Below are 17,557 nucleotides of genomic sequence, written 5' to 3' on the forward strand. Positions count from 1 at the left end.
TCCTATTGCCCCAAACGCTCGATCAGGGCCGGTGCGTGCACCTGGTCGGCCTTGTAGTTGCCGGTCAGCGTGTACATCACGATGTTGACGCCGGCGCGGTAGGCGAATTCGCGCTGGCGCGGTTCGCCGGGCGTGAGCGGCAGCATCGGCTGGCCGTCGGGACGGAGCGCCCAGGCGCCGGCGAGGTCGTTGGAGGTGATGATGATCGGCGAAACGCCGTCGCCGCCGCGCGCGGGCCGCTGTGCGCTCTCGTCGTCGTCGTCGCGCGGCAGCGCTTCGACCCAGGTCTCGCCCGAGTTGAAGCGGCCGGGGAAGTCGCGCAAGAGATAGAAGGTCTTGGTCAGCACATGCTCGCGCGGCACCGGCTCCAGTTCGGGCACGTCGAGCGAGGACAGGATCTCGCGCAAGGCCTGCATGCCCGGCGTCTGCGATGCGCCGTTCTCGCCGGGCGTGGCCTCGACCGCGTCGCGGGTGTCGAAGATCACGGTTCCGCCCTGCTTCATATAGGCGTCGATCTTGTTGATGGCGTCCTGCGGCGGTTTTGGCGCGCCCGGCATGATCGGCCAGTAGATCAGCGGGAAGAAAGCGATCTCATCACGCGCGGGATCGATGCCGACGGGATCGCCGGCCTCGAGCGCGGTGCGCTGCGCCAGGAACAGCGTCAGGCCGGACATGCCGGCCTTGACGATGGAATCGACGTCGGCATTGCCGGTGACGACATAGGCGAGGCGCGTCTGCGACGTCGACTTCATCGCGAACTCGTCCGATACGCTGTCGGCGCGCGACGGCGTCGGCGTCAGCACCGCGACGCCCGCGAGCACGAGCCCGAGCAGGATCATGGCAGGCGCAGCACGGCGGCGCAGCAGCGCGTCGAGGCCGCCGCCGAGCAGCGCCACGATGATGGCATCGACCAGAAACAGCGCCAGCGAGGTCGACAGCAGCCAGCCGCGCAAGTCGCGCGGCTCGGCGTTGGTGTAGGTGGCGTGCCGGGCGCGGAGACCTGCGGTGTTGAGGGCTGCGATGCGGTCGGCGGCTGCGAGCGTGTTCACGGCGAGCGGTCCTTCTGCCGGACCGTAGAAGCCGGGCGGATGGTCCGGCGTGGCGCGGTCGCGATAATCAGCCGTCAGCGGCTTGGCGGTGGCCGGCGGCGGGCCGAAAGCACCGAAGCCGTCGAGCAGATGCAGCGGCGCCAGCGTCTCGGTGCTGGCCTCAGTGGCAACGCCGGCGCCAGGCTTGGAGGTGTAGCCGGACATGTCGACGACACGCCTGAGTATTTCGACGAAGGTGCCGGACATCGGAAGATCCGACCAGCGCATGTCGGCGCTGACATGGAATAGGCTGACCAGCCCCTTGCCGCGATGCTCGCCGGTCACGAGCGGCGTGCCGTCTTCGAGCGAGGCCCAGCTCTTGGTGGCGAGCACCGCATCGGGCTCGGCCAGCACCTGCCGGCTCACGGTGACATCCTTGGGGACGATAACGCCGGCAAACGGACCGTCGGCGGCGAACGCGGCGAGATGCTGCGGCTTCTCCCAGGTCAAGCTGCCGCCGAGCGTGCGGCCGCCCTTGCGGAGCTTGACCGGCACGAGATCGTCTTCGGCCTGCGCCAGACGGGGGCCTGCGAACCGCACCAGCACGCCGCCCTGGTTGATCCAGGCGTTGAGCCGTTCGCGCAATTCGGGTGCAACCGTGCCGACATCGGCCAGGATGATCATCGGCAGCTTCTGGTCCAAAAACTGCGTGATGCCCTGCTGCGGCGAGCCCTTGTCGGCGAGCCGCACATCGGCGAACGGCGCCAGCGCGCGCGTGAGATAGAAGGTGGGTGCCAGCAGCGGCTGCGCGGTCTCGCTGCTTGCGCCCGAGACGATGCCGATGGCACGCCGCCGCCAGCGTTTGTCGAGCAGCTGCACCGCGCCGGCCGAACGCTCGCCGGAGATCTCGAGCCGCGAGATGTCGTTGCGCAGCTCGACCGGCAGGTCGAACGCCGCCTCGGTCTCCTTGTCCTGCAGTCCGAAGGTGAAGCGCGCCTCACCGATCGGCGAGGCCTTCTGGTCGAGCGCCCGCACGGTGCCGGCAGCAATGCCGCTGTCGGTGCGCAGCACCTTGACCGTCATCTTCGCTGCCGCGTTTTCCGCCGCGACCAGCGCCAGCGGGGAGGAGGTGCCGCCCTCGAACACCGTCAAGCTGCGATCTCCGATGGTCTTGCCGAGCCCTTGCACGAACTCTTCGCCACGGCCAGTGTCGACGCCGTCAGACAGCCAGGCGATCTCGCAGTCGCCGGTCGCTTTCAGGAAACGATCGATCGCGGTGAGGGTGTCAACGCGCTCGATCGAATAGGGTTTCGGCACGATCTGCCGCAGCGCAACCCGCGCCGCGCCCGCCGGCATCAGCGTGATGTCGCGGTTCGGCTCGGACAGCGGCACCAGCGCGATCGCGCGGCGGTCATTGTCGGCGTTGGCGATCAGCTCGTCGGCGGCCCGGATCCGCGTGTCCCAGTTCGATGCGGCGCTCCAGCCATCATCGAGCATGATCATCAGCGGCGCCTTGCTGGCCGCAAGGCCGGTCTGCGGATTCCAGATCGGGCCGGCGGCGGCGAAGATCACCAGGGCTGCAGCGAGCAGCCGCAGTGCGGTCAGCCACCATGGCGTCCGCGACGGCGTCTCTTCCCGTGGCGAGATGTCGAACAGCAGGCGTGTCGGCGGAAATTCGATGCGGCGCGGCCGCGGCGGCATCACGCGCAACAGCCACCACAGCACCGGCAGGCTGACGAGGCCGATCAGGAGCAGCGGTTCGGTGAAGGCGAGCGGCAATCCCATCATGCGGCCGGCCCCGCCTTGATCGAGGTGGTGCGCCCGCCCGACTTGCTCACCTGCATGCCGGCATGCAGGAACAGCAGGAGTTCGGCCGCCGAACGGTCGGTCGCATGCGTCGTGAACAGCCAGTCGAGCTTGTTGGTCTCGGCGCGGATCTGGTCGCGGTGCAGCGCCAGCCGCGCGGTGTAATCCTGCGCCCAGCTCTCCGCGCGCCCGGCGGTGATCACGCCAAAGCCCTCGGGCTCGACGAACTCGACGCGGCCCGAATAGGGAAACGATTCCTCCGCGGGGTCGACCACCTGCACCAGCGTGCCATGCGCGCCGGAGCCGGACAGGCCGGCGAGTGTGGTCCTGATCTCCGCGATCGGCGACCAGAAATCCGACAGCACGATCGTCTCAGCCAGCGCCGCAGGGACGAAGGATGGCGGCAGGCTCAGCCGGTCGGCATCGTCATGCAGCATCGCCTGCGCCATCTTGTCGATGACGCTGTGGCTTGCGGTCGGCGCCATCAATCCGGGAATGCCGACGCGCTCGCCGCCCGCAACCAGCAGCTCGGCCAGCGCGAAAGCGACGATCAGCGTGCGTTCCAGCTTGGACTCGCGCGCGGTCTTCGAGGCGAACGCCATCGACGGCGAACGATCAGGCCAGATCCAGACCGTGTGCGAGGCTTCCCATTCGAGCTCGCGGACATAGAGATGGTCGTCACGCGCCGAGCGGCGCCAGTCGACATTCTGCGACGGCTCGCCGGAGACGAAGCGGCGGTATTGCCAGAAATTTTCGCCGGAGCCGGCGCGGCGGCGGCCATGCAGGCCATGGATGACGTTGGCGGCGATCCGGCGGGCCTCGAGCACCAGGCGCGGCAGCGAAGCGGCGAGCGTACGGCTTTCGCCATCGGCACGTCGGATCGCTAATGTCTCCTTCGCCGTGTGCCCGGTCTCTGCGGCCATCAACCGATCCGTGTCTTCAATTGTTTGATCACGTCGGGAATCGTGCGGCCTTCGGCGCGTGCCTGGAACGTCAAGGCCATGCGGTGCTTCAATATGGGCTCGGCGAGGTCGAGCACGTCGTCGATCGAGGGCGCGAGACGTCCGTCGATCAGCGCGCGGGCGCGCACGGCCAGCATCAAGGATTGGCTGGCGCGCGGGCCGGGACCCCAGGCGATGAACTTGCCGGTCTCGCCACTCTCGGCGCCCGGACGGGCCGAACGCACCAGCGACAGGATGGCCTCGACCACGGAATCGCCGACCGGCAGGCGGCGCACCAGCCGCTGCGCGGTGATCAGCGCGTCAGCGGTCATCGAGCCCTTCGCCAGCGTCTCTTCGGCGCCGGTGGTCTCGAACAGGATGCGGCGCTCGGCGTCGCGATCGGGATAGTCGACGTCGATCTCCATCAGGAAGCGGTCGAGCTGCGCTTCAGGCAGCGGATAGGTGCCTTCCTGCTCCAGCGGATTTTGGGTCGCGAGCACGTGGAACGGTTTTGGCAGATCGTGGCGTGCGCCGGCGACGGTGATGTGCTGCTCCTGCATCGCCTGCAGCAGCGCCGATTGCGTGCGCGGGCTGGCGCGGTTGATCTCGTCGGCCATCAGCAGCTGCGCGAACACCGGACCGGAGATGAAGCGGAACGAGCGTTTTCCCGTGGTGCTCTCGTCGAGCACTTCGGCGCCGAGAATGTCCGACGGCATCAGGTCAGGCGTGAACTGGATGCGCTTGGCATCGAGACCGAGCGTAACGCCGAGCGTCTCGACCAGCTTGGTCTTGGCAAGCCCGGGCACGCCGATCAAGAGCGCGTGGCCGCCGGAGAGGATGGTGACCAGCGTGTTCTCGATCACGCGATCCTGGCCGAAGATCACCGATGCGATCGCGTCCTTTGCCGCGCGCACCTGGCTCGACACCTGCTCGGCCGAACGGACGACACCGTCTTCGAGCTTCTCGACACTTTCCGCCATCCGTTAGCTCCTTAAGCCTGCCACGCGGCTTTTCTGCGTCGTCAAATTATCTCATCACGCCGGATCATTGGCCCTATGCTAGACTTGCAGGAAGGCCATGTATTCGTTGAGTTAACCTATCCCCACCTTATCGGCTTCGGGTTATGTACGGCATCACGAAGTGGAGACCTCCACACCGGACTTTACCGGGTGGAACCGTACACTTACGTACGACATAGACGTACTGATCAGACGTGCACCAATCGTGCCAACGGACAAAGTCAGGGCAAACCATGGCGAACCAAGGGCAGAGCGCCGATCGCGGTCTTGAGGGGCTGACTGCCGCCGCCAAAAGTGCTGCCAATGCCGAAGGTGCCAAAAGGGGCCTGCCTCCGGTGCATCTGTGGAATCCGCCGTTTTGTGGCGATCTCGACATCCGAATCGCCTCCGATGGTACTTGGTTCTACATGGGCACGCCAATCGGGCGTCACGCGCTGGTCCGCTTGTTCTCGACCATCCTGAAGCGCGAAGGCGACAAGCATTTCCTCGTCACGCCGGTGGAGAAGGTCGGCATCCGCGTCGACGACGCGCCGTTCATGGCGGTCGAGATGCAAAAGAGCGGCGAGGACAACCATCGCGTGCTGAGCTTCCGCACCAATGTCGACGACTGGGTCACCTGCGATGCCGCGCACCGGCTGCGCTTCGAGCAGGCCAGGGACGGAGGGCTGACGCCATATCTGCATGTCCGCGCCGATCTCTGGGCCAAGGTCACCCGTGCGCTCTATTACGATCTGGTTGACATGGGCGAGGAGCGGATGGTCGATGGCCAGCCGATGTTCGGCGTCGAGTCGGCCGGCGAGTTCTTCGCCATGGCCGACGCGGAGCAGGTGAGGGCCGCGCTTTGAACAAGCCTATCTCCAAGAGCGAGAAGAGCGAGCCCGTCGCTTTCCGCGCGGCGGATTTCTTCGCCCGCACCAAGGCGAAGCTCGGCTTCGACGTTCCTCAAGGCCTGTTCGATCCCAACATCATCCCCGCTTCCGGCGATCCCGGCACCGACAAGATGCTCGAGATCGTCGCGCGCGAGCAGCCGGTGCGCCCCGCGGCGGTTCTGATCGCGGTGGTCGACCATCCCGAGCCGACCATCCTGCTGACGCAGCGCTCGGCGCATCTCAACGATCACGCCGGCCAGATCGCCTTTCCCGGCGGCAAGATCGACGCGACCGATTCCTCGCCGCTCGACGCCGCGCTGCGCGAGGCCGAGGAGGAGGTCGGGTTGTCCAGAGATTTCGTCGAGCCGATCGGCTATCTCGATCTCTATGGCACGGCGTTCGGCTTCCGCATCCTGCCGACGGTCGCCCGGGTGCGGCCCGGTTTTCAGCTCACCATCAACCATTCCGAGGTTGATGACGCATTCGAAGTGCCGCTATCCTTCCTGATGAATCCGGCGAACCACCAGGTGCACAGCAAGGAATTCCGCGGCATGGAGCGGTTTTACTATGCGATGCCGTTTGCGGAGCGCTACATCTGGGGCGCGACGGCCGGAATGCTGCGTGTGCTGTATGAGCGGATCTATTCGTCATGATCCGGCCGGTTCTGACCGAGATCGGAATCTTCCTCATCCCCTTTGCCGTTTACGCGCTGTTCCTGGCCGCCACGAGGTCCGGCCTGTTCGTGCAATCGTCCTGGCCGATCACCGTCGTCGCGCGCCTTATCCTGGTGGCGCTGGTGCTTGTGATCGCAGGCCTGATTGGACTTGCGCATTTCTCCGGCGCCGCGCCGAACTCGACCTACGTTCCCGCCCATGTCGTGAATGGCAAGCTCGTGCCGGGCACGGAAAAATAGGGGCTGGATGATGAGCGCAGAGCCGATACTCGCTGGTGCGCCCTGGCTGACCGCAGGCGGGACGGCGCGCGTCCTGCAACTGCTCAACGCCAATGGCGAGGAAGCGCGCGTGGTCGGCGGCACCGTCCGCAACGCGCTGCTCGGCCTGCCGCCGGGCGACACGGATATCGCGACCACGGCGCGGCCGGAGGAGGTGGTGCGGCGCGCGAAAGCCGCGAGCATCAAGAGCGTGCCGACCGGCATCGACCACGGCACCGTCACGCTCGTCATCGATGGCACGCCTTACGAAGTCACGACATTGCGCGAGGACACCGAGACCTTCGGCCGCAAGGCCAAGGTCGTCTTCGGCCGCGACTGGGTGAAGGACGCCGAGCGGCGCGATTTTACCATGAACGGCCTGTCGGTCGACGCGAACGGCGTGGTCTACGACTATGTCGGCGGCATCGCCGATGCCAGGGCGCGGCGCGTGCGCTTCATCGGCAATCCCGACCAGCGCATCGCCGAGGATTATTTGCGCATCCTGCGCTTCTTCCGCATCCATGCCGCGTTTGGCACGGGCGAGCCCGACCGCGACGGCACTCTCGCCTGCATCCGGGGACGTGCGGGCCTCGCGACCCTCTCGGCCGAGCGCGTGCGCATGGAGATGCTGAAATTGCTGGTCGCGGGTGGCGCGTCTAGCGCGGCGCTTGCGATGGCCGATGCCGGCTTGCTGCAAACGCTGATCGGTGGCGTTGTCTATACCGGGCCGATGACGGCGATGATCGCGATCGAGCACGCGCTGGGCTTGCCGGCCAGCAGCACGCGCCGCCTCGCCGCGTTGACGGTGGCCGTCACCGAAGACGCCAAGCGTGTCGCCACCCGCTTGAGGCTCTCCAATGCGGAAGCCAGAGCGCTGGATTCGATGGGCCATCGCTGGTGGCGTTTTGCCACCAAGGACGAAGCCAATGCGCGGCGGCTGCTGTATCGTCTCGGCACTGAGCGCTATCACGATCGTGTGTTGCTGGCCTGGGCGCGCGCCGGCGGCGACGTGACCTCGTCGCGCTGGCGCGCGTTCGCCGAACTGCCGCAGCGCTGGACCGCGCCGAAATTCCCGCTACGCGCCGCCGACTTCATCGCACGCGGCATGGCGGAAGGGCCCGCGCTCGGACATGTGTTGACGCTCGCCGAGGATGCTTGGCTTGCGGCGGATTTTCCACTCAACGAAGCCGCGCTCGCTTCCATCGCCGATCAAGCTGCGGCACGCGTCAGCCGCGATCAGAAAAATTGACCCTCGTCTCAGGTTTCGCCGACATCTCGCTTCTCCAGCTAAGCCGGCGCTGCCGCTGTCACAACCCGCTTACATTCCTCCCCAGTACGGATAAGGATTGTTATACCCTCCATCCGGTGGAACGGGCTGAGGGGGCGGAATCCGATGCCCATGCGGTGCGCGGGCAGGACGCGGAACAGTACCTGCGATGACGCTTTGGTTCGTGCGAACGACGCCATGTCGGCGATGTGAGTGAGAGGCAGCCCCGGCGCTAGTGGATGCGCACAGAGCGAACAATAGGCACAGGATCGAAACGGAGCGCATCACATCCTCCGATTCTCGCGGCTCGCATTTACCCCGGCTTCGCCGATCCGCCGATTGGGGCCGCGCCTATTCTATCGTTGCATTCACCGTCATGACGGATCTTCCTGAGCCGTACGGCCCTTCTCCTTGACCATAAATAGCAAACACATCCTGCCCCTTATATCCCGATGCCGCGGTGTATCTGAACGTTGTTACGTTCAGCTGCCTGAGAGTCCCGTGCGCTGGCTTCTGGGAAACGCCAGAGCTATGCATTGCTCCTGGGATTCGCATCGGATAATTGCACGTTTCACCTGACTTGACCGAAATGTAGGCCGCCATATCGACGCCAAACGCCGATGGATGTCCGGTGACGCGGCAGTCGGAGACGGCGAAAGCCGAAACCGGCGCCAAGCTCAGCACAGCTGCCAGGGCCAACAAGCGCATGCCCGTCTCCTGTGAGTATGATGTGGCATTCCGGCCATTGAGGTCGAAGCATTGCGATTGCCATTGATTTGAATCAACATGCTGAACCGCGTCGACAAAGTGATCGAATAGCCAAACCGGTAAGCTCCGCAGTTGCCCGGAGCCGGCTACGGTGGTCTCCGCAATGAACGGGAGGAGCCCGGAAAGCGGACTCGCCGGCCCGCTCCCTTAGTCGGGGCGCAACACGAATGGTTCATCGGCGAGATGAGTTGCACGGTGTCCGGTTTGGGGGGCGGACATCGCGGGCGCAAGCGCCGGCGATGGCACTGTCGAGGTCGCTCTTGCTTTTATGCTCAACGCGACTACAGATCCGGACGGCATCGTCACCAAAGGCACCAGCCTGAACGTGCCGTTGGATTGTTGTTCGAGATCAGAGTGGCCCCAAGGATTCACGCCCGAGTATCTATGGGCTGAACAGGCTGTGCAGAAATCGTTCCTTTTCGCCAGGCGCATACCCCTGGGAAGCGCCGTAATACGCTTCGGTGGGCGCGGAGCCGAATTGGGTCGGCGACCGTTCTGGCGCGTAGGCAAAGCTCGAAGCGGAATTCGGTGACATGCCCTGATGGGCGTGAACACCAGCGTGCCGGTGGGCGTGATGCACCGTCGCCGCGTTCGCAGCGCCGCACAGCGAGATCAAAAGGCTCAAGGCCAAAAGGGAACGCATCGCTTTTTCTCCAGATATCGTCCCTCCCCAGGTAAGGCTCGGCCGCGGAGCCCCAACAGATAGCGGCTTCACGACTGGTCACATCCCCGGCATCCCGGACCCGCATGGGGCGAGCGATCGTGCGATTTGGCAAATGTCGCCTGGAGACATCGCAGGACGGGAGACGTTGAATGAGCCTTCGGGCCCTGCGATCAAATGGGACTGGGAGCGCAGTCTGCGCTGAGCGCGTGCCAGCGTTGCCGCGATCAGCGCGTCCGGGGCGGAGGCGGCAGCTGCTGTTTGAACCTCACGCGCGGGTTCACATCGCAATAGGTGTTCCACCGCCCGGATGACGAGGCCAGGCACTGCTCTCGCGTCGAGTACATGCAGTCGCCGGAAGCGCCGAGCCCTCCGCCAAAGACGCACCAGGGATAGTCACGGTCGGCGTGTGCTGCGGGAGCAAGCCCCGCCACCATGAAGACAACCAGCACGGCGGTTCGCATGAGATCCTCCATCATGTCGGCCGAACGGCGCCGGAAAAAACTGGAGCCTGGCAAAGCTGTAGCCCGGCAAGGGTAGCCGGTCGCTGAATAGGGCTAACGAATTGTCGCCCCAGCGGCAAGCACCAATCCGGCGTCACACGACATCGTTTCTGACGATTGCGAAAGCTTGTCATCAGCTCTTAGGAACATCCGCAAGCAGCTTCGCTTGACGAGCGCAACGTCAAACGGAGTTGAACATGCGAAAGACAATTCTCTCGGTGGCCTCGTGGCTCTGAAGAAGAGGCTGCTGAGCCGCGCTCGGCAGCTGTCGGCACTTGGCTCATGGCGGATATTGCCGGGCTCGGAGCCGATGTCCGCGTGTGACCCAACTTGGACCTCCAGAACCTTTCCCGATTCCCATGACGGATGCTAAGTTGGTATCAACTCGGGGGTTGCTATGGAACGTCGGAAATTCATCAGGCTTACGGCAGCAGGGGTCGCTTGGCCTTTCTTGGCGCGCGCGCAGCAAAACGTGGCGAGCGCAAGAATCAATAGGGTTGGTATCCTCTGGCACGCCAGTAATGCGAATGAAGAGCAGGTCTATTTGGATGTCCTGACCAAGGCGTTCAGCGATCTTGGCTATATCGAAGGCAAGAACATTGAGTTCCTTCATCGGTTTCCCGCCGAGCAGCCCGAGCGGTTTCGCGCGCTTGCACGCGAGCTTGTCGCGGACAAAATCGACGCGATTGTCGCGGTGACTGCCTTAGGCGCAAAGGAGGCTAAACAGGCCACCAGCACCATTCCGATCGTATTTGTCATCGTATCCGACCCGGTCGGTAGCGGTCTTGTCGAGAGTCTCGCGCGACCCGGCGGCAATGCCACCGGTCTTTCCCTCATGGCGATCGACCTGAGCGGAAAACGTCTAGCGTTGTTGAAGGAGGCGGTTCCGCACCTGTCGCGCGTAGCACTTTTGGTGGATACGACCGATCCGTTCGCAAAGCGCGCAGTCAAAGCCAATCAGGCTGCGGCCGAAGCGCTTGGCATTTCGTTGTGGCCAGCCGAAGTATCGACGCCCGATGACATTGAGCCTGCGTTCTCCAAAATGGCTCACGATCGCGCCGACGGAGTCATTTTGGGAGCCGGATCGATGCTGTTTAATGAGCGGACACGTATTGGTTCATCGGCTCTGGCACACCGATTACCGGCGTTGTCGTTCATCGCGGAGATGGTCCCTCACGGTCTCCTGCTGTCGTACGGACAGGATTTCCCCGATTTCTTCCGCCGCGCAGCGGCCGACGTTGACAAGATACTGAGAGGCGAAAAGCCCGCAGATATACCGGTTGAACAGCCTACGCGGTTCAAATTGGCTCTGAACCTGAAGACCGCCAAGGCGCTTGGCCTCACCGTATCGCCATCACTGTTGGCGACTGCCGACGAGGTGATTGAATAGGGGCACCACTTCCGTTGTTGGCCCTGAGCGGATATGGCCGCGCTCGGAGCCGATGTCCGCGTGTGACCCGTAGCAGACGAAGGCTTGGGAAGGTGCACGACAGCCGAGCCCGTCGAGCTGGGCCAGACACTGACGGGAGCGCAACCGCGTTCGTGGTGAGCTCTTAGCTGGTGTTTCTGACCGCCTCAGCCAAAATCGCGTAAAGCTGCTGCCTGCTGAATTCCTTCGGCTGCTGCATCTCTGCTGTACTCAAGGACACCTTCTGCGCGACTAGACGGGCGCAGGCTGCCGACGACGGCCTCAGCTTCGGGGCCGGTCTTATCTTGGGCCGTGCTGTGGGCGGCTTGTGGCCGCGCTTCAGACTCAGACGGGTCAGCATGCCGCAGACCGCGTTACGACTGCACCCGAGACGGCGCGCAATCTGCGCCGCGCTCTGTCCTGCGGACCAGAGCTTTTTGAGAAGCGCTATGTTTTTCGCATCCCAGCCCATGGCAGATATTATAGCGCCGACTGCCAGACACGGGCTAGTCTAATCTTCGTCAGGCTCGCGCACGACCGCTGGTTCGTGAGCATCATCTTCCTCATCGTCGTCTTCGTCCTCCTCGTCCTCCTCGTCTTCATCGGGATCCCGGGGCGGCATCGCGATGCCCATAAGCATCAGCGGTGTCCAGCCGATCGCTGTGGTGGAAAATGCTTCGGGGGTGTGTTGCTTCATGTCGTTGCTGCTCCTCGAAAAGCACGCGCCGGTCGAATATTCCTGACGGGCGGCACGCGCATGTCCAAGACGCGATCGTGCAAGCGCGAGGGTGACATCAGGTCGATTACAAGAGCAAGGCGGGACACCCGCCACGCCACTGATGACGTTTGCCGCTACTTTATGCCTGAAGACCCATCAGGCTCTATGTTCACTAAAACCTCGCCGGTCGTGACTTCGGGAACCCCAAGATCGAGGTCATGTAAACTCGCCTGAACAAACGCCAGTATCTTGGCGTTCGCTGCGTTGGCGCTTTCGCGGTCGTCAAATATCATCACGGCGATACCGACACCGTCGCCCGCATCCAGCACATGGTAAGATCTGAATCCCTGCGATTGCCTTAGGATCTCACCGACGCCGCTCTTGGCGCGACGAGCGGCGTCCGCTACCGAACGAACCTTGGCATACTTGCGAATGACCATGTACATGGGGCCACCACGCGCCACACGCCCCCTCGCATCAAAGCATATCGGTCCCTGTCGGACTAGGGCCAACTTCCGGGATGGGCCACAGCGTCCGGTTGGGCGGACCGCGCAACGCGCCTTTTCCAATGAGCCATCCTCGCCCGAGTGGGGGCGAGGTGCTAAGGCTCAGGAGCCCTCGAACTTGAACGATACGTTGAGCTTGGCGCGATAGGCTTCGACTTTTCCCTTGTCATCCAGTTGCATATCGAGCTTGACGACCTCAGCAATGCGAAGATCTCGGAGCGATTTTGCAGCTTGCTCGACCGCATTGGCGGCCGCCTTCTCCCATGAGTCGGTGCTGGTACCGACCAGTTCAATGACCTTGTAGACGCTATCGGGCATGTCGTCCTCCTATCGGTAGGAGCAGGAAATCTAGCATCACGATCTCGACGCTGACACGTCTCGGGGTGCCGCGGAAAAGGGTCCGATTGGCTGTCGCTTTCCTGCTTGACGCCAAAAGAACTCGAGCGGCCCTCTGTCGGGCTGGTCGAGCGGAAGCGGCTGTTCGACGGTGTAAATACGTTCGAAGGCGATAAGAAGCGGGCTGCTGTTCGTAGATCAATATCCCGCTGCATGTCGCCTATTGGGCCCTGACGCGAAGTTCGGCTTGGCTCTGAAACCGTCAGCTTGTCGGGGTAGGCCGGAAGTGACCGGCACGCTTTAAAACCGGCGCTCCTGACCCGGAACGGACTCAGGGCACTCTAACCCCGTTCAGCGCAGACCCGGTGATTGCCTTCTGCACAGTGGCATCTGCTCGAATTTGGCTCACGAACACGTCAATATCGGGCAGCGCCACAGCGGCGTGCTTGCGAACTCCAATCGCCATCTGCACCACATTGAAACGTCCGGGCAGCACATGTGCACCGGGCACGGCATCAGCAATCCGGTAGGCAAGGTGCACGTTCTCGCCGTAAACATCGGCATTTCCCTTCGCCAGCGCATCGCACGCTGCCTCGAACCCGCCCGGCACCGCGACGATTTCCGCCTGTTTGATCATACGGCGTAGCACCGCGTGCGGCGCGCTTCCTTGCGCTACGGCAATCCTGACGCCCGGCTGGTCGACCCCATCTGCATTCGCAGGTGCCGCACCAGCGCGGGCCACAAAGCCATTATCCACCTCCATGAAGGTGGTGCTGAAAACCAGGTAGTCGGCGCGGGAAGGGTCGCGCGCGGCAAGGCCGACATCCCAGTCATCCGTTGCGAGGCTCTCGTTATAGCGCGCCGGATTGTCATAGGGCTTGAGCTCCAACGGAACGTCCAGATGCGTAGCGAGCGCGTTGGCGATGGTGACCGACACGCCTCCGAGTGTTCCATCGGAGCGGCGAGTCACCAGAACAGGGTTGGAGATGATCAGAGCAGCCCGCAGCTTGCCGGTCGGGCACAGCGCAGCCACCACCGAAGCGCGCGCGGCGTCTGCGCACGCGAAGCCCGCGTCGTGCTTGTCATTGAGATGGCAATCGCGGTTGCGCATACGTCTCCCCTTGTCCACGTCATCGTCTCCTCCGGTCAATGGCCGGGGAACAATAGCGTTTTTGGACAGCCGACGGGAGGACTTCCGGTCAGGCCCGGATGCGATGTCCGGACGGTGTCCTGAATTGTCGGCTTGTAGGGGTAGACTGGAAGTGACCGTCCGTGTCTCGAAACGGCGCTTTTGACCCAGAACGGAAGAAGGGGGCCGCAGAAGCCAACGATCATAATCCCGGTCCGGAACAGGGGAAGACGGCCAAACGCGGTGTGGCTCATCGCTTCGCTCCTGCGCTATAAGAACCATCCAGGGATGGGGAGCATGGCAGAGGTACAGAGGCGATTAGCGGCAATTTTGGCGGCCGATGTGGTCGGCTTCTCCGCAATGATGGAACGCGCCGAGGAGGCGACCTACGCTGAGATCAACCGGCTCCGGCGGGAGGTGATCGACCCCAACCTTGCGCGTCATCAAGGCAGGCTCATCAAGTCGACCGGCGACGGCGTTCTCGCCGAATTTGCGAGTCCGCTTGCGGCGGCGAAATGCGCGATCGATATCCAGCGGACACTCTCCGCCTCTCCCGACGGCATCCGGATGCGGATCGGGCTCAACCTCGGCGACGTCATCGTGCAAGAGGACGGCGACGTCTACGGCGAAGGCATCAACGTTGCCGCGCGTCTCGAAGGGCTCGCCGATCCCGGCGGGATCCTGGTCTCCGCCAAGGTGCACAACGAGATCGAAGGCAAGCTCGAGGCGGAATTCGAGGATCGAGGTGAACGGCAGCTCAAGAACATCGCTAAACCGATCAGGACTTATGCCGTGACCCCGAGCGGCTCTGGCCCCCCGAATCCGACGTCGAGCAAAGACATGCAAGGGCCGGCCCAGCCGGCGCTACCCGACAAGCCGTCGATCGCGGTGCTACCGTTCCAGAACATGAGCGGCGATCCCGAGCAGGAATATTTCGCCGACGGCATGGTCGAGGACATCATCACCGCGCTCTCGCGATCCAAATCGCTGTTCGTGATCGCGCGCAATTCGAGCTTCACCTATAAGGGCAAGGCGATCGATATCAAGCAGGTCGGACGCGAGCTCGGGGTTCGATATGTGCTGGAAGGCAGCGTACGCAAGGTTGGGAACCGAGTTCGCATCACAGGGCAGTTGATCGATGCAGCGACAGGAGCGCATCTCTGGGCGGATCGTTTTGACAGCCAACTCGAGGATATTTTCGATCTGCAAGATCGCGTATCGGTGAGCGTGCTGGGTGCAATCGTACCGCACCTTGAACGAGCAGAGATGGAGCGCGCTCAGCGGAAGCCGACCGAGAGTCTTCAGGCATACGATTATTATCTTCGCGCCCTCTCAAGTACTCATCGCTATACCCGAGAAGCAAATCTTGAAGCCCTAAATCTCGCTCACACCGCTGCCAAGCTTGATCCTGAATTTGCCTTGGCCTATGCGCTTGGCGCCCTTTGCATCAATCAAAAGAAGGCATTTGCCTGGATTGTTGACGCTGATCGAGAAGTGCAAGAGGCTCGACGACTAGCGAGACGGGCTGTTGAACTCGATAAAGACGATCCCATGGTGCTTGCCATGGCTGGGCAAACCGTCTCCTTCGTCGTAGGGGAAGTCGAGGCTGGAGCGGCTTTGCTGGCGCGCGCTATCGGCCTCGATCCAAATCTGGCTCCCGCTCGATATTGGTACGGCTTCACGCTGACGTCTCTTGGCGAAGTAGACCTCGCTATCGACCAGTTTAATGCAGCTTTGCGCCTGAGCCCGCTTGAACCACGGATCTTTTTGGCTCACTCGGGCATGGCATATGCCCATTTCCTTGCCGATCGTTATGAGGAGGGTTCATTATGCGCAAAAATCGCAGCGCAGCAGCAACCAAATTATATCCTTGCGCATCGCGCCGCAATGGCATGCCATGCAATGGCCGGGCGAGTTGAAGAAGCGCGACGGGTCTGCGCGGTTGCGCTGCAATTGGATCCCACGCAGCGCATCTCTGATATCAAAAGGCAGATTCCTTACGTTCGGAAGACAGACATCGAAAAGCTGGCCATGGCCTTCCGCATCGCCGGCATGCCCGAATGACTCAGCGCCGGCTTGCAGCGATCCTCGCCGCCGATGTCGTCGACTATTCCCGCCTCGTCAGCGCCGATGAGGCCGGCGCGCTGGGCTGCGCCGGAAATTGCTTCGGCTAGGATCAGGATTGGAAGTGGGAATGAAACGGCGAGAATTCATCGCAGTTGTCGGGGGCGTGGCTGCGATATGGCCCATCGCCGCTCGCGCGCAGCAGATGCGCCGGATCGGCGTGCTTCTGGTGACCTCGGAGGATGACCCGGAGTCTCAGGCCCGGATCGCGGCTTTCGAGAACGGCCTCGGCAAGCTTGGCTGGAGCGTCGGCCGCAATGTCAGGATCGATTATCGCTGGTATCAGGGCCAGACCGGGCGCGCCCGGGCCGCCGCTGCGGAATTGCTCAAATTGTCGCCGGACGTGATGCTTGCAAATGCGAATACAGCCACGCAGGCTTTGCACGAACTTACCCGCGACGTCCCCGTGGTGTTCACGACTGTCACTGACCCGGTGGGATCCGGTTTCGTCGCAAGTCTTGCGCGCCCCGGCGGAAATATCACCGGCTTTACAAATCAGCCGGTGGAAGGGGCGAAGTTCGTGGATCTGCTCAAGCAAATCGCACCCGGCGTCAAGCGGGTTTCGGTGATGGTCGGATACTCCTCGTCCAGCGATGCGATTTTTCTTTCGGCGGAGAAAGCGGCACCGAAGTTCTCCGTTGAAACCACCAAAGTCGTGGTGCGCGATCCCTCGATCATCGAACCGGCTCTGGCGGCCTTAGGGAGCGAGCCGGACGGCGGCCTGATCATTCCCGGAGACACCATCACAGCGTCCAACAGGCAACGTATCGTCGATTTTGCAACCGCCCACCGCATACCTTCCGTCTACGGTTTCAAATTCTTCGCCACGGCGGGCGGCCTGCTCTCGTATGGCATCGACGTGACCGGCCAGTTCCTGCACGCGACAAGCTACATTGATCGTATTCTCAGAGGCGAAAAGCCTGCCGATCTTCCGGTCCAGCAACCGACGAAATTTTCACTTGTCATCAACCTCAAGACTGCCGGGACGCTCGGCCTCACAGTGCCGCCGACCCTTCTCGCAGCCGCCGACGAGGTGATCGAATAACGGAGCACCGCTGCGCTGCATGAGTCCGCTCTTGGCCCTTCTGCGATCTCCAGCGATGTCCGCTAATGCGCCGTTGTTGGCGGAGAAGCGGACATCAGATGTGCCGGAGCTGAGCGCGCCGGTCTGACCAGGACGCGGCCTTAGGCGCGCCTACTCGTCGTCCTCGTCGTCTTCTTCCTCGTCTTCGATTTCCAGGCGCTCGAGCGTGGCCAGCGGCAGCGTCTCGCGGAACAGATCGCCCTCCGAGCCCATCCAGAGGCAGAGGATGTCGTCGCCTTTCACCTCTGCGACAGTCAGCGGCTGGCCGCCGGATTTCAGCATCACGACGTCGCCGGTTTTCAGTTCCATGGATGGTCCTTTCGGGTTGATCGACGAGAGCGGAGGCTAGCAACCCGTCATGACACGCCGATCACGGGCTGAGGGACCCGTGACTTTGCGCCGGCTTGCATAGACTGCGCGAAACGTCGATGGCAGAGGTTCGAGTGGGGGATCGCGCGA

19 protein-coding genes are annotated in these 17,557 nt (G+C 63.1%); 7 read left to right on the top strand and 12 right to left on the bottom strand.

Translation table 11 applies throughout. The features are described 5' to 3' along the window. Positions 1-2: 2 nt before the first annotated feature. From ACP2YP_RS09925 to ACP2YP_RS09935, 3 genes are read right to left on the bottom strand one after another with little or no spacing between them, the layout of a single operon-like run. Entirely contained in the window at positions 3-2,816 is a 2,814-nt protein-coding gene (locus tag ACP2YP_RS09925) for a DUF4159 domain-containing protein (RefSeq protein ID WP_426423948.1), read from the bottom strand. Further along, complete coding sequence (locus ACP2YP_RS09930; protein ID WP_426423949.1) at positions 2,813-3,757, bottom strand: DUF58 domain-containing protein; 945 nt, start codon at positions 3,755-3,757, stop codon at positions 2,813-2,815. Before ACP2YP_RS09930 ends, ACP2YP_RS09925 begins: the two co-directional genes overlap by 4 nt. Continuing rightward, positions 3,757-4,755, bottom strand: a complete 999-nt coding sequence (locus ACP2YP_RS09935) for an AAA family ATPase (protein WP_426423950.1) — start codon at positions 4,753-4,755, stop codon at positions 3,757-3,759. The genes ACP2YP_RS09930 and ACP2YP_RS09935 overlap by 1 nt, the downstream gene beginning before the upstream one ends. A gap of 272 nt (positions 4,756-5,027) precedes the next feature. On the opposite strand from ACP2YP_RS09935, the gene ACP2YP_RS09940 reads away from it, so the two are divergent. The 4 genes from ACP2YP_RS09940 to ACP2YP_RS09955 are packed head-to-tail and all read left to right on the top strand — an operon-like array spanning position 5,028 to position 7,843. After that, positions 5,028-5,639 carry a DUF1285 domain-containing protein gene (locus ACP2YP_RS09940; RefSeq protein WP_426423951.1) on the top strand — a complete coding sequence of 204 codons (612 nt, stop codon included), beginning with the start codon at positions 5,028-5,030 and terminating at the stop codon, positions 5,637-5,639. After that, a complete protein-coding gene (locus tag ACP2YP_RS09945; protein WP_426423952.1) occupies positions 5,636-6,316 on the top strand; it encodes a CoA pyrophosphatase in 681 nt (226 codons plus the stop codon). Before ACP2YP_RS09940 ends, ACP2YP_RS09945 begins: the two co-directional genes overlap by 4 nt. Continuing rightward, positions 6,313-6,576: a DUF6111 family protein gene (locus ACP2YP_RS09950; RefSeq protein WP_027529215.1), complete on the top strand. Its 264-nt coding sequence runs from the start codon at positions 6,313-6,315 to the stop codon at positions 6,574-6,576. The genes ACP2YP_RS09945 and ACP2YP_RS09950 overlap by 4 nt, the downstream gene beginning before the upstream one ends. Before the next feature lie 10 nt (positions 6,577-6,586). Beyond that, entirely contained in the window at positions 6,587-7,843 is a 1,257-nt protein-coding gene (locus tag ACP2YP_RS09955; RefSeq protein ID WP_426423953.1) for a CCA tRNA nucleotidyltransferase, read from the top strand. Positions 7,844-8,212: 369 nt separating this feature from the next. On the opposite strand, the gene ACP2YP_RS09960 is transcribed toward ACP2YP_RS09955, so the two are convergent. The 3 genes from ACP2YP_RS09960 to ACP2YP_RS09970 form a co-directional block, all read right to left on the bottom strand. Next, positions 8,213-8,569, bottom strand: a complete 357-nt coding sequence (locus ACP2YP_RS09960) for a hypothetical protein (RefSeq protein WP_426423954.1) — start codon at positions 8,567-8,569, stop codon at positions 8,213-8,215. 442 nt (positions 8,570-9,011) lie between these two features. Further along, positions 9,012-9,272: a hypothetical protein gene (locus ACP2YP_RS09965; RefSeq protein WP_426423955.1), complete on the bottom strand. Its 261-nt coding sequence runs from the start codon at positions 9,270-9,272 to the stop codon at positions 9,012-9,014. A 245-nt stretch (positions 9,273-9,517) separates the two neighbouring features. Beyond that, positions 9,518-9,769: a DUF3551 domain-containing protein gene (locus tag ACP2YP_RS09970; RefSeq protein WP_426423956.1), complete on the bottom strand. Its 252-nt coding sequence runs from the start codon at positions 9,767-9,769 to the stop codon at positions 9,518-9,520. A gap of 421 nt (positions 9,770-10,190) precedes the next feature. Between ACP2YP_RS09970 and ACP2YP_RS09975 the strand changes: the two genes are divergently transcribed. After that, entirely contained in the window at positions 10,191-11,183 is a 993-nt protein-coding gene (locus ACP2YP_RS09975; RefSeq protein ID WP_426423957.1) for an ABC transporter substrate-binding protein, read from the top strand. 163 nt (positions 11,184-11,346) lie between these two features. Here ACP2YP_RS09975 and ACP2YP_RS09980 read toward each other — a convergent pair whose 3' ends face one another. From ACP2YP_RS09980 to ACP2YP_RS10000, 5 genes are all read right to left on the bottom strand, one after another. Continuing rightward, the gene (locus ACP2YP_RS09980; RefSeq protein ID WP_426423958.1) at positions 11,347-11,673 is read right to left on the bottom strand and encodes a GcrA family cell cycle regulator; all 327 of its coding nucleotides are present in this window, start codon (positions 11,671-11,673) and stop codon (positions 11,347-11,349) included. 39 nt (positions 11,674-11,712) lie between these two features. After that, entirely contained in the window at positions 11,713-11,898 is a 186-nt protein-coding gene (locus ACP2YP_RS09985; RefSeq protein WP_426423959.1) for a hypothetical protein, read from the bottom strand. Between the two features lie 155 nt (positions 11,899-12,053). Then, on the bottom strand, positions 12,054-12,365 hold the full coding sequence (locus tag ACP2YP_RS09990) for a hypothetical protein (protein ID WP_426423960.1): 312 nt from the start codon (positions 12,363-12,365) through the stop codon (positions 12,054-12,056). A 162-nt stretch (positions 12,366-12,527) separates the two neighbouring features. Beyond that, entirely contained in the window at positions 12,528-12,743 is a 216-nt protein-coding gene (locus ACP2YP_RS09995; protein WP_027529685.1) for a dodecin family protein, read from the bottom strand. Between the two features lie 349 nt (positions 12,744-13,092). Next, positions 13,093-13,872 carry a transporter substrate-binding domain-containing protein gene (locus tag ACP2YP_RS10000; RefSeq protein ID WP_426423961.1) on the bottom strand — a complete coding sequence of 260 codons (780 nt, stop codon included), beginning with the start codon at positions 13,870-13,872 and terminating at the stop codon, positions 13,093-13,095. Positions 13,873-14,187: 315 nt separating this feature from the next. Here ACP2YP_RS10000 and ACP2YP_RS10005 point away from each other — a divergent pair, with 315 nt between their 5' ends. Beyond that, positions 14,188-15,954, top strand: a complete 1,767-nt coding sequence (locus ACP2YP_RS10005) for an adenylate/guanylate cyclase domain-containing protein (protein WP_426423962.1) — start codon at positions 14,188-14,190, stop codon at positions 15,952-15,954. A 130-nt stretch (positions 15,955-16,084) separates the two neighbouring features. Next, positions 16,085-17,059 (top strand): ABC transporter substrate-binding protein, encoded by a 975-nt coding sequence (locus ACP2YP_RS10010; RefSeq protein ID WP_426423963.1) that lies wholly within the window; start codon positions 16,085-16,087, stop codon positions 17,057-17,059. A 150-nt stretch (positions 17,060-17,209) separates the two neighbouring features. Here ACP2YP_RS10010 and ACP2YP_RS10015 read toward each other — a convergent pair whose 3' ends face one another. Next, positions 17,210-17,407, bottom strand: coding sequence for a YodC family protein (locus tag ACP2YP_RS10015; RefSeq protein WP_426423964.1), 198 nt, complete (start codon positions 17,405-17,407; stop codon positions 17,210-17,212). Positions 17,408-17,557: the final 150 nt, after the last annotated feature.

The sequence above is a fragment of the Bradyrhizobium genosp. A genome (genome assembly GCF_049949275.1).
GTDB lineage: Bacteria > Pseudomonadota > Alphaproteobacteria > Rhizobiales > Xanthobacteraceae > Bradyrhizobium.